The sequence below is a fragment of the Pseudomonas sp. RIT-PI-q genome (genome assembly GCF_001297125.1).
Classification (GTDB): domain Bacteria; phylum Pseudomonadota; class Gammaproteobacteria; order Pseudomonadales; family Pseudomonadaceae; genus Aquipseudomonas.
Genome location: NZ_LHPC01000007.1, coordinates 225,906 through 240,452, shown reverse-complemented (window position 1 = coordinate 240,452; position 14,547 = coordinate 225,906). Strand labels below are relative to the sequence as shown.

The following is a 14,547-nucleotide window of genomic DNA, read 5'->3' as shown; positions in this document are numbered from 1 at the left end:
CGCACCACGGATGAAATGGGTTTTGTTAATGAGCGATAACACTGTATCCCCGGCTGCCAAACCTTCTCGTCGCTGGCCAGTCGTGCTGATCGGGCTGTGCCTGGTGGCGGGTGTCGCGGGCGGGTTGGGCTGGTTGCTGCACAAACCCAAGGCGCCACCGGCGGAACTGGCCAGTGACAAGCTGGGCATGAGCCGCCCGGACGGTCTGCTCGAAACCCATTCCTTGAGCCAATTGCCCAAGGATTTGCTGGCCGTGCCGTTCCTCAAGGAAACCCTGACCGAGGATTTCGTCTTCTATTACGAAACCCATGCGGATCGCCTCGGCTTGATCGGCAGTCTGCGGCGGATCATTTACGAACATGACCTGAAGTTGCAGGACAGCCTGATCGAACAGCTTTTCGATCAACCGGCGGACGTGGCGCTGTGGCGTGGGGCGGATGGTCGCCTGAAAGACTTTTTGTTGGTGATGGATCGCGGCGGTCTGGCCAAAGTGCTGGAGCCGTTGGCGAAAGTGGCGCTGGATGATACGCAACTGAGCAAAGTCGGCGAGGTGAAAGTCGGTGCCGACGATGTGGCGCTCTACCAACTGAGCTACAACGCCAGCAAGGCGCTGCTGTTCGCCTCCCATGGCGACAAACTGGTGGTGCTGTCCAATCCGTCGAAACTCTACGACCCGGAAAGTGGTTCTTTAGCAGAGCCAGGCAGCGTCTCGATCAAAGCCATCGCGGCACTGCTCAACGGCGACAAACTGTTCCCCGAAGCTTTCGGCCTGCCGCCGCGCGCGCCCGAGGTGAAGCAGCGTCTGTCGGTCAACTCCAGCGTCCTGGCCATGGGTTACCAACGTTTCATCCCGAATTTTGCCGGCCTGCGCTTCGACATGGACGACAAGGGCTGGCACAGCTTTCTCGCCATGGATGAACTGGACAACCAACCGGACTTCGACTTCAAACCGATCTGGCAAGCCATGCCGATGGGCGCCAGCGCCTGTGTCGCCTTGCCGCTCGCCGCCGAACAGCAGAAACCCTTGCTGGTAAAACTCGGCGCCGAAGAAAAAGTGGCCCAGGCCCTGACCGGACACATGGCCGGTGCCGCCGGCTTGTGCTGGTACGCTGATTCGCGGCTGTACACGCCGCTGTTGGTGGCCAGCCTGAACGACAAGGACAGCGCCAAACTCGACGGCGATTTGGGCAGTCTGTTCGGCTCGATGGTCGGTGCCTATGAAGGCAACGTCGAAGAACACGCGTTCCCGGTGGTCGAGAAACAGGAGGGTGAAACTCATCAGTGGCAACGTCAGGTCAGCTCCAACTTCGGCCCGTACGCGGCCAAGGACGCGGAGAACCCGGACGCGATCACCGGCAAGGCGTTCATGAAAGTGAGCCTGGCGCGCCATGGTTCAACATTGCTGTTTTCTCTCGACGACAAACTGCTCGACAAGGCCCTCGGCACTCTCGATAAACGGTTCCCGCCCATGGCGGATGTGGTGCCCAAAGACCTGTTGATGCCGGTCTATTTCGGCCCGGACTCCATGGCGCAGCTGATGCAACAGGAAACCCTCGACAGCCTGCCGCAAGACATGGAACCGGTGTTCTACAACGCCGCGCAAACCTACCTGATCCCCAAACTGCGCAAGCTCGGCGGCTACGGCAAATACGCCCTGACCTTGCCCGAAGGCAGCGAGCCCGACGGCCATTGGCAGTGGTTGCCGCTGGAATGGAAAGCCCTGTGACCGCACTCATCCGAGGCCTCGGCCTGCTGGCGATGCTGCTCGGCAGTCGGGCATTTGCCACCGAGGCACCGCCGCTCGACGTGCAGCAATCCCAGGTATTCCGCGCCTGGTTCGTGCGCATCGCCCAGGAGCAACTGACCCAAGGCCCGAGCCCGCGCTGGTATCAGCAGGACTGCGCGGGGCTGGTGCGTTTCGCCGCCAACGAAGCGCTGAAAGTCCATGACGACAAATGGCTGCGCAGCAACGGCCTGTCCAATCGCTACCTGCCGCCGGAACTGCAACTGAGCGACGCCCAACGCAGCCTCGCCCAGCAATGGCAGCAGGGCGGCGGCAAGGTCGGGCCGTACGTCAACGCAATCAAACTGATCCAGTTCAACAGTCATTTGGTTGGCCGCGACTTGGCGCAGGCCCGCCCCGGCGACCTGATGTTTTTCGATCAGGGCGACGACCAGCACCTGATGATCTGGATGGGCCGCTACATCGCCTATCACACCGGCACCACCACCCCCACCGACAACGGCATGCGTTCCGCGAGCCTGCAGCAACTCATGACATGGAAGGACACCCGATGGATACCCGACGCAGCCAATCCCAACTTCATCGGCGTCTATCGACTGAATTTTCTCTCCCAATGATCGGTGCCCGCATGCTGCGTTTTCTATCTGTGCTGTTGGTGTTGGTGCTGCCTTTTTCGGTGGTCAACGCCGAAGACACCGTCGAGCCGAGCGGCTACACGCCGGTGGCCGGTGAAAGTTTTTTCCTGCTGGCCGACAGCAGTTTTGCCAGTGACGAACAGGCAATGGTCCGCCTCGAAGCGCCGGGCCGTGACTATCGGCGCTTTCGCATGGAGCCTTACGGCGGCGCTGACATTCGTGTGTATCGCATCGACAAGCCACTGGATTTCCTCAAGCGTCAGAAGAACCTGCACCGCGTGGTCAGCGACGGCCAGTTCAAGGGCGAAGGCCTGTCGAACACCCTCGCGTACCTGTGGGACAACTGGTATCGCAAATCCCGTCGGGTGATGCAGCGGGCGTTTTCCTACGAGTCGCGTAAACAAGTCACCGAGGAAGTGCCGGAACTGAAGATGGGCACGGCCATCGCCGCACCAACGCCCTACGACGCACAGCCGCAATTCGCCTTGATTCCGGGCCTGCCGGTGGTCAGCCAATTCCGTTATCCACTGTGGGAAGCCAAACCGATCCAGCCGCCGGAAGGCGTGAACCTCGCCGGTTCTTCCAGCGAATTTGTCAGCGTCGCGCCGGGTAACATTTACATCCCGTTGGGCAACCTGAAGCCGGGGCTGTACCTGGTGGAAGCGCTGATCGGTAAGTATCGGGCGACGACCATGGTGTTCGTCTCCAACACCGTGGCCGTGAGCAAGATTGCCGGTGATGAACTGGTGGTCTGGGCTGCGCGCAAACACCAAGGCAGTTCGGTGCCGAAGGTCAATGTGCTATGGACCGATGGCCTCGGCGTGATGAGCAGTGGCGCCACCGATAGCGATGGTTTGCTGCGCCTGAAACACGTCAGCCCCGAGCGTTCGTTCGTGATCGGCGAGGACGAAGAGGGCGGGGTGTTCGTCTCCGAAAACTTCTATTACGACAGCGAGATCTACGACACCAAACTCTATGCCTTCACCGACCGGCCGCTGTATCGACCGGGGGATTGGGTGTCGCTGAAAATCGTCGGCCGCGAGTTCAAGAGTGCGCGTGATTCGGTGTTGCCGAGCGCTGCCGACGTCAACGTGACCGTGCTTGATGCCACCGGCACCGCGCTGCAATCGCTGGCGCTGAAACTCGATTCCAAGGCCGGCACCCAAGGCCGTTTCCAGTTGCCGGACAACGCGGTGGCGGGCGGTTATGAGCTGCGTTTCAGCTACAAGGACCAGGCCTACAGCAGCGCTTTTCGCGTTGCTGAATACATCAAGCCGCACTTCGAGATTTCGCTGAACCTGGCCAAGCAGGATTACCGTACTGGCGAGCCGGTCAAGGGCAGCCTGGTGTTGCTGTACCCGGACGGCAAACCGGTGGCCAACGCCAAATTGAGCCTGAGTTTGCGCGCCCAACAACTGTCGATGGTCGACAACGAATTGCAGTACCTCGGGCAATTCCCGGTGGAACTGACCAGCACCGAACTGACCACCGATGCCAAGGGCAACGCGACGCTCGACCTGCCGGCCGCCGACAAACCGAGCCGTTACATGCTCACGGTGTTTGCCAGCGATGGCGCGGCGTATCGGGTCAAGACCACCAAGGAAATCCTCATCGACCGTGGTGCCGCGAATTTCCGCCTGAGCGCGCCGCAACGGTTCAGCGCCGTGGGCGACAAGGTTGCGTTCAGCTACGCCAACGAAGGCGGCAGCGAGCCGGTTACGCCGAGCAGCTATGGCTGGGTTCGACTGGAAGACCAGACGACGGGCGAGGGCAAACTCGCCGCGACCGATAAAGGCTTCACCCTGGCCTTCGAGCGACCGGGCACTTACAACCTGACGCTGAAGGATGATCACGGTCGAGCGCTGGGCGCGACGGGCCATTCAGTCACCGGCGATGGCGTCAAAGCCGTGCCGGGCACCGTGGAAATCGTCCTCGATAAACCCGAGTACAAGGCCGGCGACGAAGCCCTCGCGTTGATCACTTTCCCTGAGCCGGTCAGTGATGCATTGCTGTCGCTGGAACGGGACAAAGTCGAGGCCACCGCGCTGCTGTCCAAGGGCGGCGACTGGCTGAAGATGGAAAAACTCAGCGAGACCCAATACCGCGCGCGCATTCCGGTGAAAGACAGCTTCGCGCCGAACCTGACCTTCTCCGTGCTCTACACCAAGGGTGGTCAGTACAGCTTCCAGAGCGCGGGCATCAAGGTGATCGCGCCGCAGATCGATGTGGCCATCGCTACCGATAAAGAGGCGTACCAGCCGGGCGATACCGTGTCTGTTGACCTGACCACCCAGTTCGCCGGCAAGCCGATCCCGGCGCACCTGACGGTCAGCGTGGTCGACGAAATGGTCTACGCGCTGCAACCGGAAGTCGCACCGACCATCGACCAGTTTTTCTACCATCCACGCCGCAACAACGTGCGCACCAGCGCCAGTCTCTCGTTCATCAGCTACGACGTGGCGTTGCCGGGCAGCCCAGGCGCGCCGGGCAAAGCCAACCGCAGTGAGCGCGGCGTGAAAGTGCTGGAGCGGCCGCGTCGCGAAGATGTCGACACCGCGGCATGGCAGCCTGAACTGGTGACCGACGCCAACGGCAAAACCCGCTTCACCTTCAAAATGCCCGATTCGCTGACCCGCTGGCGCATCACCGCCCGGGCCATTGCCGATGACGGTCAGGTCGGGCAGAAAAAGCAATTCGTACGCTCGGAAAAACCGCTGTACCTGAAGTGGAGCGGCCCGACTAAATTCCGTGCAGGCGACAAACCCGATCTCGGTGTGTTCGCTTTCAGTCAGTCCGAAACGCCGGTGAAAGCCGAGCTGGTGATTCACTACGCGGGTGCCGAGCAACGCGTGCCGGTGACGCTTAACAACGGCATCAACTACCTCGCACTGCCAGGGTTCGCGCTGACCAATGGCGAGTGGACCGCCGAGCTGCTGCAGGACGGAAAAACCGCTGACGCCTTGGCCGTGCGCCTGACCGCGACCGGTGAAGGCTGGCAGGTGACTCAGAGTCAAAGCCTGGACGTGGCCAGCGGTGATACGCCGCTGACGTTGCCGGCGGATGCCACGGACATTCGCCTGCGTCTGGATGACAGTCCGCAAGCGTTGTTCCGTTCGGCACTCGATGATTTGCTGAGCTATCCATACGGCGGCGTCGAACAAACCGCCAGTCGTTTGCTGCCGTTGAGCATTGCGTATCCGACGCTGTCGTCGAATCCGCAGATCCGCGATCGCCTGCGCCTGATCATGCAGAACAGCCGCTTGCGGTTGGTGCAAATGGCCGGGCCGTCGGCGAGTTTCACTTGGTGGGGCATGGACGGCGAGCCGGACGCCTTCCTCACCGCTTACGCCTATTACGCCGACTGGCACGCCAGCAAAGCACTGCAACTGAGCCTGCCGCCGGAGCATTGGCAGCGGGTGCTGGAGGTCTATGCCAAACAGGCGAAGAACACGCCACTGTTGCAGCGGGCGCTGATCCTGTCGTTCGCCAAACAGATGCAATTGCCGGTGAATACGTTGCTCAGCGGATTGATGGAGGACCTGGCAAAAGCGGGCGAGGGCAATGCCGCGAATCTGATGGAGGATGGCGAGGACAGTATTGTCATGAGCGATCCAGATTCGGCGTTGGGGTTGGCGGCGGCACGTGCGTTGACGGCCTCGTTGGCTCATCAGTCAAAAGTCACTTTGCCGGATGCCTTCAACCGTCAATTGCCCGATGCGCAGCAACGTTTGGCCGTCAGTTCTCAGCCGTTTGCCGAGGCTTTGAATCTGTCGCTGCAGGCTTTCGATCAGGCTCACGCGACAGCGTTGTTGCAGCGTCTGCTACCACAGCAATCGACGCTGGAACGCGCCTTGGCGCTGACCTGGTTGCAACGCAGCATCGAGCAGGCCTCGCCGACCATCGCCCTGGCACCGGGTGAAGGCTGGAAGAAACAGTACGGTGATACCGGCGAGACGTATTGGACGTGGCAGGGCGTTACGCCTGTGCCGGCAGCCTTGTCGCTGACGGGGACGCAAGAACGTCCGCTGCGTGCCGCGCTGAGCTATCAGACCAAGCAGCCGCCAGTCGATCCGATGGCCGTGACCATCACCCGTCGCCTGTCGCGTCTGGTGCCGGGGGACGAAGCGTTCACCTTCAAACTCGAAGCGGTCGGCAGCAAGCCGTTATCCAGCGACAGCCTCTATCTGGATGAAGTGATCATCACCAGCAAAGCCGCGAAGCCGCTGCGCTACGGCATGCTCGAAGTGCCGTTGCCACCGGGTGCCGATGTCGAGCGCACCACGTGGGGCATCAAACTCGTGGGCAAGGCTGGCACTGAACCGACGGCGCTGGAGAAGGCCCGCTTCGAACCGGGGCAAATGGCTTATGCGATTCCAGTGGATGCCTTGAGCGGCGAATTGCGCATGCGCCACCTGGTGCGCTTCTCGCAGAAAGGTCAGTTCAACGTGCCACCAGTGCGCTTCACGCAGGTCTACGCGCCACAGCATCAGGCTCAGGAACAGAAACCGGCCCTGGGCCAGGTCACGGTCAACTGACATGACCCGACCTCTGGTCTGGTTACTGCTGTGCTTGATCCCTGCGCTGGCCTCAGCGCAGGACGAGCCGTTGCGGCTGGCTTTCAAGGGTGAACTGATTGCCTTGAGTCGGACGCAAGTGCTGTCTCGCGAGCCATTGCCTGCCGATTTGCAGACGCCGTTGGGCAGTCTGTGGAAGTTGTTTGTCTACGGCTGGCTGGTGGATACCGGCGCGCGCGAGCCGGCGTATGAGTGCCGCGGGCAGTCGAAAGAGGAAGTCTATTGCTGCACGGCGGGCGGCAAGATTGAGCGCGATCAGGCGTTGGTGAAGTCTTGCGGGTTGTACTTTGAGCCGGCACGGTTGGGCATCGCTGAGGGTGATTGGCGTCAATATTGGCAGGCACGGCAGGCGCCGGAGTGGTTGCTGAACTTGCCGTCGCTGCAGCCTGCTACGCGAGTTTCCGTGGCCGAGTTGCTCAAGGTGTTGGCCGTGATGCCGGCGCAACAGCAGACACGGCGGGTGTTGCTGGATGTGGTGCTGAATGCGGCCGACGGCAATGTCGTGGGAGAACTCGGTGGCCGGCTGCGGGTGAAAACCTGGAGCTGGTTGGACGATCAGGATCCTTCAGCGCGCCAGGGTGGATTCGCCGGTTGGACGGCGGACGGTACGCCGATCTGGGCCGGTGGGCGGGGGACCAGTCAAATGGTGCTTCGTCATTACGGTGCGGCGTTGGCTTCAGTGTTGCCGGTTGATTGGCCTTTGGATGCAGGGCGCTGTGTCGAAGTTGGCTTGTTTTCACGCTATCCGATTGGACGGGTTTTGGCGGGGGATCGTGTTGTTTCTTCTGGGCAGATGCAGGGTGACTACCGCGTCGAATTTACCAACGGTAATCAGCTTGATATCCATAGCGACGGAGAGCTGTTTCTGGTGCAAGACAAAATAGTCGCCCGCGTGGATCGTGAAGAATACGTCGCCCGCGTCCTCCAGCGCGAAGCCAAATCCGAACCCGTCGAAGCCGCCAAAGCCCTGGCCGTCGCCATCCGCACCTACCTTCTGCAAAACGCCAGCCGCAACGGCGACTGCCTGAGCATCGATGACAGCAGCAGCCGCCAACGCGTCGCCCCACGTCCAGCGTCCGCCGAATCGCGCAACATCGCGGCGTGGACCAACGACCTGGTCCTGGCCGGCAGCACCGTCACCTACCACTCCGACCAACCCGGCCCGGACAAACTCTCCTGGCAGCAAGCCGTCGAACAAGCCAACGCCGGCCAACGCTACGACACCATCCTGCTGCACGCCTACCCCCGCGCAAGCCTCAGCCGCTGGGATAACCCGGTCGCCTCCTGCGAAGCATTGCCCGCCGCCCAGGACTGGCTGCAAAAACAACGCCGCGTCTGGCGCCAACGCCTCGAAAGCGAAACCGGCTACAACGAAGTCAGCACCTTCGCCGTCTGCCGCCTGGCCTTCGGCCGCCCCTACGTCGACCGCGAACGCCAACGCCTCTACGTGCGCGGCGTGCTGTCCCTGCAAGACCGCCTCGACCTGACCCACGAATACCTGCACCTGGCCTTCGAAGCACACCCCAACGGCCAGGATGAAACCTACATCGAAGGGCTCGCCCGCCACCTCTTGCTGGAATAGGCCATGAAACTCCGTTATCCACAGGTCTTCCTGTTCCTCTGCACCGTTTGCGCATGGCCAACGACGTACGCCGCCGTCAACCTTGATACCCCCGTCGGTGGCTGGCGTACCGGCGCGGTCGAAGGCGAAGGCGAAAACTTCCGCCAGACCGTCAACTACCCGGCCTCTTCGGTGAATACACCGGCAGGACAAGCCAACACCGCGCGCATCTCCGGGCAGATCAAAACCACACCCAAGTCCACAGAGCCCGGCCGACTGATCGTCAACGGCGTGAGCATGCCGCTGAAAATCGACCCCGCCGGCCGCTTCGATCGCCCGTTCTCATTCCCGAACGGCAGCAACAGCGTCGAAGTGCGCAGCCCTGATGGCCAACAACGCCATCGCACGCAATTCCTCAACGCCAGCGGCGGCGCGACCCCAGCCCAGTTGCGAGTGCTGCTTTCCTGGGACAGCGACAACACCGACCTGGATCTGCACCTCATCACCCCCGATGGCGCCCACATCTGGTACGGCGACCGCGTGGCGCCCAATGGCGCGGCACTGGATGTTGACGTGACTACCGGATACGGCCCGGAAATCTTCGCCATGCCGGCGCCGATCAAAGGGCAGTATCTGGTGTATGTGAATTACTTTGGCGGCGGGTATCGGAATGATGAGGAAGGGCAGGAGGACGCGGTTCAACCGCTGACGACGGCGCAGGTGACGGTGATTACGGAGGAGGGGACGCCGAGCGAGAAGATGGAGACGTTTTTGGTGCCGATGCGGGCGGTGGGGGAGTTGACGTTGGTTAAGGGGTTTAGTTATCCGTGAGGGTGAATTGTCGCAGCGGCACTGCCACAATTCGCTCTTGATTTGTCGTAGCAGTGCTGCAACTAATCGAATTAGTCCGCAGGCAGATGACCGATTCGGTCCTGTGCATCTTGGTATACAACTTCACGCTCGCGCTTTCCGATAGCAACCACGAAAACGGCGACCTTGTGATCCAGAACCTGATAGATCAGTCGGTAGCCGGCGCTTCGGAGTTTCAACTTGTAGCAATCCGGCAGTTGACGAAGCCGATTGGCTTCAATGCGAGGATTCTCGAGTACTTCAGCAAGTTTTTTCTTGAACTGTTGGCGCAACGTTGTCACCCAGTTTGTTCCACTCTTTCAGTGCACGACGATCAAATTCAAGGCTATAGGTCATCCAGACTTACCTTGACTCGCTGAGGTGCGGCAAGACGTTCGGTGACCACAGCGATGAGAGCTTCATCCTCTTCGCTGAGTAATGCAGCTTTGAAAGGCAGCTTGCCGCGCTCGGCAACGTATTGAAGGGTTTGGCGCAGGAGTTCGGAAGGCGTTACCCCGAGTTTTTCCAGCTCGGCAAATGAGCGCTGCTTCAGGTCATCGTCGATGCGGATGTTGATGGAAGCCATGATGAGATACCTGTAATGACGTTTGTCGTTACGCTAGCAATTGCTCCCTTGCATGGCAACACCGACTCAGAGTTTTCAGACGATGGGTATGGTTTTTTCCAGTCATTAAAAAGCCGGCTTGTGGCCGGCTTCTCGGGGACTGGCTTGGTTCATTTTTGGTAAACCGCGCCAGCCTTCAAAACGTACACCCGGATCTTGCGTCCGGCTGTGGGACTTGGCGAGAACGTGATCTGCCTTGTCGGTGCGATCTGAGCCTTAGGAAGGGTCGATGCGCAAATGTGGGGCGCAGCATACTGATTTTTTTGGGGAATTCCCAGTGTGGTGTGCGTGATAGAGCCTTAGGGTTGCTTTTGGACTCAATGCAAACCTGGGTTCTGATTGTGAGTGTTGCATCGCCTTCGCGGGCAAGCCCGCTCCCACAGGGTTTGTGCGATGCCCGTGAGAGGGGTTTGTCCGTGTAGAAAGCGGTGTGGTGCTATAGGAACGGGATGGCTGGCCTGCGTTTGTTGAGGGTTGACCACCAGAAAACCCAGCCCAGTACCCTGATGTTTTGTTCTTCGATTTGCGCGGTCCTGAAGACTTCATCCGGGTATTCGGCGCTGTTGTGGCTGCGCATGCGTATCGCATTGCCTGGTACTCGATGCAGGTATTTGATGCGCAGCATCCCGTCATGCTCGATCGCGTAAATTTCCCCATCGACAATTTGCGTAAGCCCGCGGTCGATCGCGACGATGGAGCCGTCATCAATTTTTTCGGTCATGCTGTTGCCGATCATGCGGGCGCAGATGGCGTCGGCGTGGTTGATTTCCAGGGAGTCGAGGTCGCTACGAGGCAAACGTATGGATTGGCCGGGGTCTTTGATGACATGGGTTTTGTTGGAGCCGGGTGTGATGACTGTTTCTTTGTAGAAGGGCAATTCGACATCGGTCGGCTCGATTACCCGGTAGGTGCCGCGGATCGCCTGGGCGTCGAAGGTGTTGCCGGATTCGTCGCACAAACGCAGTTCGCTGGCGTTTTTCGGGCCTTCGCCGATCTTCAGCCACTCGCTGTTCACGGACAACCTTCTCGCGACTTGTTCCATACGGTAATGGGGTACGCCGCGGGTGTACCAGTTATGGACGTTTTGTGGTTTGTTGATTTTCAGGAATTCGGCAAATGCCGTCGTCGTGATATTCGCCTCTTCGAGGAGCATTTTGAATCGCGCACCGCAGGTTTTGTTTTTCTTCATAAACACGAGTCTACCCGCGCGGCATAAGGCTTTGATTCAACGAAACGTTCAAATTTCGCGGGATATTTGAGTCCGGATGTAAGACGCATTGGGTAAAAATTAAACAAGAAAAAACCGATGCGGCGTGTGGTTCAACCTGCCGTTCAAGGCGCTTTATAAGCGCCCACAAAAAACCCCGGATCAACCGGGGTTTTTCTTGAAGCTTGTCGCTAGAAGCGTGTAGCTACTTCTCAGCCTTTATAGGCAGCAACCGACTTCATGATCTCGGTGCGAGCGGCTTCTGCGTCGCCCCAACCTTCGATCTTCACCCATTTGCCTTTTTCGAGGTCTTTGTAGTTCTCGAAGAAGTGCTTGATCTGTTCCAGCAGCAGCGGTGGCAGATCGGTGTATTCCTTCACGTCGACGTACAGCTGGGACAGCTTGTCGTGTGGGACTGCGATGACTTTGGCATCGCCGCCGCCGTCGTCGGTCATGTGCAGGATGCCGACCGGACGAGCGCGGATCACCGAGCCTGGGGCAACCGGGTAAGGGGTCACGACCAGCACATCGAGGGGATCACCGTCGTCAGCCAGGGTGTTCGGGATGAAACCGTAGTTGGCCGGGTAGAACATCGGGGTGGCCATGAAACGGTCAACGAACAGGCAATCGCTGTCTTTGTCGATTTCGTATTTGATCGGCGCGTGGTTGGCCGGGATCTCGATCGCGACGTAGATGTCGTTCGGCAGGTCTTTGCCAGCCGGAATCTTGCTGTAGCTCATTGGGCGGTGCCCCCGTTAGTTGACCAAAAACACTTGGCCGGATTGACCAAAAAGTGGCGGCGATTATAGGCATATTCCGCCACCGTTGCTATGTGCCAGAGGTCGTAGAGACCCTGGCGTCCTGTCTTACCGATACTGTTGCTTTTTGACGGCGTCCGTTGCGGCCATGCTGCGTTGCCGCTCCTCGCCATAGCCAGCTATGACTCGTCGCGGCGCCTTGCCTGACCACAACGGCCACTCGTCAAAAGAGCAACGTATCGGTAAGACAGGACACTAGTCGTGTGCCTGATAGACCGGGTCTTCGGCAAGAAGTTGCCGCAGCCGGGCCAGCGGATCCTGGCGGTAAAACAGCTTCAGCTGCTCGTAGACCTGAGGATACGCCTCGTGCAGCAAATCCGGGGCGCTGAAGAAGTATTCGCTGGTAACTGCAAAAAACTCAGCGGGATTTTCCGCGGCGTACGGGTCGATGGCGGTTTCTGCGTCGGGATTGCGCTCCAGTTGCCGGTCGAGGTCATCGTAGGCCTCTTGCATGACTTTGGCCCAGTCGCTGACGCGCATGTCGGCGTGCAGCGGCGGCAGGCCGTTGGCGTCGCCGTTGAGCATGTCGAGTTTGTGCGCCAGTTCGTGAATCACCAGGTTGTAGCCTTCCCAGCCACCGCTGGCCATCACGCCGGGCCAGGCGAGGATGATCGGGCCTTGTTGCCAGGCTTCGCCGCTGTGTTCGCCGTCCCATTCATGCTCGACGCCACTGGCGTCACGATGACGCTGGGGGCTGAGGAAGTCGTCGGGGTAGAGGACGATTTCGTGGAAACCCTGATACCAGTTCAGATCGCCCAGATGCAACAACGGTAATTGAGCCTGGGCGGCGAGCAGCAGACGTTGCTCCTGGTGGAGTTCAACGCCGCGCAAGGCGGTCAGGTGTTTGTCTTGCAGAAACAGCACGCTGGCCTCGCGCAACCACCGGTCTTCTGCGTCGCTGATACCGTCGAGAAAGCTCAAATGATGGCGCACCCGTTGCCACATGTCGTCGGCAATCGGGTGCTTGGCCAAGGTGCGCTGGCGTCGCCAGGCGCTAAGGGACCACATCGTGAATCAGCGCGGGTGGGCTTTGGAAGCGGCGTTGCCGAAGCGGCTGCGGACGATACCGATGATCATTGGTATCAGCGACAGCAGGATGATGCCAACGACCAGCAAGGACAGGTTTTGCTTGATGAACGGTACGTTACCGAAGAAGTAACCGAGGGTCACCAGGCCACCGACCCACAGGATGGTGCCGAGGACGCTGAAGGCGAAGAACCGCGGATAAGGCATTTTCCCCACACCAGCGACGAACGGTGCAAAGGTGCGGATGATCGGCAGGAAACGCGCGAGGGTCACGGTTTTGCCGCCATGCTTGTCGTAGAAGTCGTGGGTTTGCTGCAGGTAGTCGCGACGGAAGATTTTCGAGTTCGGGTTGCTGAAGAGTTTTTCGCCCGCCGTTCGTCCGATCACGTAGTTGGTGCTGTCGCCGAGAATTGCCGCCAGCATCAGCAGGCCGCCCAGCAACACTGGGTCCATACCGCCGCCGGCCGCTACGGCGCCCGCGATAAACAGAAGGGAATCGCCCGGCAGGAACGGCATCACCACCAGACCGGTTTCGCAGAAGATCACCAGGAACAGAATGGCGTAGATCCATGGCCCGTAGTTGTTTACCAGCAAGTCGAGGTAAACATCGAGATGCAGGATAAGGTCGAGCGGGTTGAAATCCATGGGGGCACCTGTGGTGATGGCCCGACTCAGCAGGCCGTGCGGATGACTTCATATAAGACTACAGATGGATGTAGTTTTTCTTACAAGCCGGGAAGATCGGCATTATACGGGCTGAAACGTGAAAAGCGCGTCGAGTTTGTAGCGGGGGATTTCGCATCAGGCCGGCAATTGGCGCGTCCTTACTTGTAGGAGCGATCTTGCTCGCAATGCACTTCAGAACGCTGCGGGGTGTCAGGTTTGCAGCGTTATCGTTGGCGAACATCGCGAGCGAGCTCGCTCCTACAGGTATGCGGTGTGGTCAGAGTTCGTCGCTGATCGGCAATACGTAGTTCTTGAACTCGGTGTCTTCCTTGAACCCGATGGATTCGTAGGTTTTTTGCGCGACTTCGTTGTTGCTGCTGGTGGAAACGCGCATGCGCACGGCATTGGTTTCCTTGGCCATTTTCTTCGCGGTGCGAATCAGATTGTCGGCCACCAGCTGGCGCCGGGCCTCTTCGGCAACGTAAATGTCGTTGAGAATCCACACGCGCTTGAGCGAAAGCGAGGAAAAGCTCGGGTACAACTGACAGAAACCCATTAGTTTGTTGCTGTCGTCATCGGCCAGGGCCAGGTAAATCACTGACTCCTTGCGCCGCAGGCGTTTCTCGAGGAATGCCCGGGACGAGTCCGGATACGGCAGGGAGCCATAAAACTCGCGATATTTGACGAACAACGGGGTAAGCAGGTCCAGGTGTTCGAGGGTCGCTTGAATAATCCGCATGGTTGGTCTCGTCTTCAAGTGGCTGTCTTACAGGATGACGGCGACGGGAAACCCTGGCGTCCGTGCATCGATCCTGCCTGAAACCGGAACAGAAACGCAATGC

Annotated in this window: 11 protein-coding genes and 1 pseudogene; 5 read left to right on the top strand and 7 right to left on the bottom strand. The window is 59.6% G+C overall.

Annotated elements, in window-relative coordinates:
- Window positions 1-28 precede the first annotated feature (28 nt).
- From AEQ67_RS01320 to AEQ67_RS01300, 5 genes are read left to right on the top strand one after another with little or no spacing between them, the layout of a single operon-like run.
- Window positions 29-1,726: a DUF2138 domain-containing protein gene (locus AEQ67_RS01320; RefSeq protein ID WP_059402128.1), complete on the top strand. Its 1,698-nt coding sequence runs from the start codon at window positions 29-31 to the stop codon at window positions 1,724-1,726.
- Window positions 1,711-2,361, top strand: a complete 651-nt coding sequence (locus AEQ67_RS01315) for a DUF1175 domain-containing protein (RefSeq protein ID WP_059402127.1) — start codon at window positions 1,711-1,713, stop codon at window positions 2,359-2,361. Before AEQ67_RS01320 ends, AEQ67_RS01315 begins: the two co-directional genes overlap by 16 nt.
- Window positions 2,358-6,914 (top strand): alpha-2-macroglobulin family protein, encoded by a 4,557-nt coding sequence (locus AEQ67_RS01310; protein WP_082377758.1) that lies wholly within the window; start codon window positions 2,358-2,360, stop codon window positions 6,912-6,914. The genes AEQ67_RS01315 and AEQ67_RS01310 overlap by 4 nt, the downstream gene beginning before the upstream one ends.
- 1 nt (window position 6,915) lies before the next feature.
- Window positions 6,916-8,535 carry a DUF2300 domain-containing protein gene (locus AEQ67_RS01305; RefSeq protein WP_059402126.1) on the top strand — a complete coding sequence of 540 codons (1,620 nt, stop codon included), beginning with the start codon at window positions 6,916-6,918 and terminating at the stop codon, window positions 8,533-8,535.
- Between the two features lie 3 nt (window positions 8,536-8,538).
- Window positions 8,539-9,345: a YfaP family protein gene (locus AEQ67_RS01300; protein ID WP_059402125.1), complete on the top strand. Its 807-nt coding sequence runs from the start codon at window positions 8,539-8,541 to the stop codon at window positions 9,343-9,345.
- A gap of 71 nt (window positions 9,346-9,416) precedes the next feature.
- On the opposite strand, the pseudogene AEQ67_RS01295 reads toward AEQ67_RS01300, so the two are convergent.
- The 7 genes and pseudogenes from AEQ67_RS01295 to AEQ67_RS01265 all read right to left on the bottom strand — a co-directional run bounded on the left by AEQ67_RS01295 (window position 9,417) and on the right by AEQ67_RS01265 (window position 14,444).
- Window positions 9,417-9,720, bottom strand: a pseudogene (locus AEQ67_RS01295) (type II toxin-antitoxin system RelE family toxin).
- Entirely contained in the window at window positions 9,710-9,949 is a 240-nt protein-coding gene (locus tag AEQ67_RS01290) for a type II toxin-antitoxin system RelB/DinJ family antitoxin (protein WP_054616768.1), read from the bottom strand. The pseudogene AEQ67_RS01295 and the gene AEQ67_RS01290 overlap by 11 nt, the downstream one beginning before the upstream one ends.
- Before the next feature lie 475 nt (window positions 9,950-10,424).
- Window positions 10,425-11,177, bottom strand: a complete 753-nt coding sequence (locus AEQ67_RS01285; RefSeq protein ID WP_059402124.1) for a S24 family peptidase — start codon at window positions 11,175-11,177, stop codon at window positions 10,425-10,427.
- Window positions 11,178-11,407: 230 nt separating this feature from the next.
- Window positions 11,408-11,935, bottom strand: a complete 528-nt coding sequence (gene ppa, locus AEQ67_RS01280; protein ID WP_028620880.1) for an inorganic diphosphatase — start codon at window positions 11,933-11,935, stop codon at window positions 11,408-11,410.
- 273 nt (window positions 11,936-12,208) lie between these two features.
- On the bottom strand, window positions 12,209-13,021 hold the full coding sequence (locus AEQ67_RS01275) for a zinc-dependent peptidase (RefSeq protein ID WP_059402123.1): 813 nt from the start codon (window positions 13,019-13,021) through the stop codon (window positions 12,209-12,211).
- A gap of 6 nt (window positions 13,022-13,027) precedes the next feature.
- The gene (locus tag AEQ67_RS01270; protein ID WP_059402122.1) at window positions 13,028-13,684 is read right to left on the bottom strand and encodes a DedA family protein; all 657 of its coding nucleotides are present in this window, start codon (window positions 13,682-13,684) and stop codon (window positions 13,028-13,030) included.
- A gap of 298 nt (window positions 13,685-13,982) precedes the next feature.
- Complete coding sequence (locus AEQ67_RS01265; protein WP_059402121.1) at window positions 13,983-14,444, bottom strand: GNAT family N-acetyltransferase; 462 nt, start codon at window positions 14,442-14,444, stop codon at window positions 13,983-13,985.
- Window positions 14,445-14,547: the final 103 nt, after the last annotated feature.

Bases quoted from the DNA above. Each gene is read 5' to 3' on its own strand.
- AEQ67_RS01285 (WP_059402124.1), bottom strand. From the start codon at position 11,177: ATGAAGAAAAACAAAACCTGCGGTGCGCGATTCAAAATGCTCCTCGAA.
- AEQ67_RS01265 (WP_059402121.1), bottom strand. From the start codon at position 14,444: ATGCGGATTATTCAAGCGACCCTCGAACACCTGGACCTGCTTACCCCG.
- AEQ67_RS01315 (WP_059402127.1), top strand. From the start codon at position 1,711: ATGGAAAGCCCTGTGACCGCACTCATCCGAGGCCTCGGCCTGCTGGCG.
- AEQ67_RS01300 (WP_059402125.1), top strand. From the start codon at position 8,539: ATGAAACTCCGTTATCCACAGGTCTTCCTGTTCCTCTGCACCGTTTGC.
- AEQ67_RS01270 (WP_059402122.1), bottom strand. From the start codon at position 13,684: ATGGATTTCAACCCGCTCGACCTTATCCTGCATCTCGATGTTTACCTC.
- AEQ67_RS01275 (WP_059402123.1), bottom strand. From the start codon at position 13,021: ATGTGGTCCCTTAGCGCCTGGCGACGCCAGCGCACCTTGGCCAAGCAC.
- AEQ67_RS01290 (WP_054616768.1), bottom strand. From the start codon at position 9,949: ATGGCTTCCATCAACATCCGCATCGACGATGACCTGAAGCAGCGCTCA.
- AEQ67_RS01310 (WP_082377758.1), top strand. From the start codon at position 2,358: ATGATCGGTGCCCGCATGCTGCGTTTTCTATCTGTGCTGTTGGTGTTG.
- AEQ67_RS01305 (WP_059402126.1), top strand. From the start codon at position 6,916: ATGACCCGACCTCTGGTCTGGTTACTGCTGTGCTTGATCCCTGCGCTG.
- AEQ67_RS01320 (WP_059402128.1), top strand. From the start codon at position 29: ATGAGCGATAACACTGTATCCCCGGCTGCCAAACCTTCTCGTCGCTGG.
- ppa (WP_028620880.1), bottom strand. From the start codon at position 11,935: ATGAGCTACAGCAAGATTCCGGCTGGCAAAGACCTGCCGAACGACATC.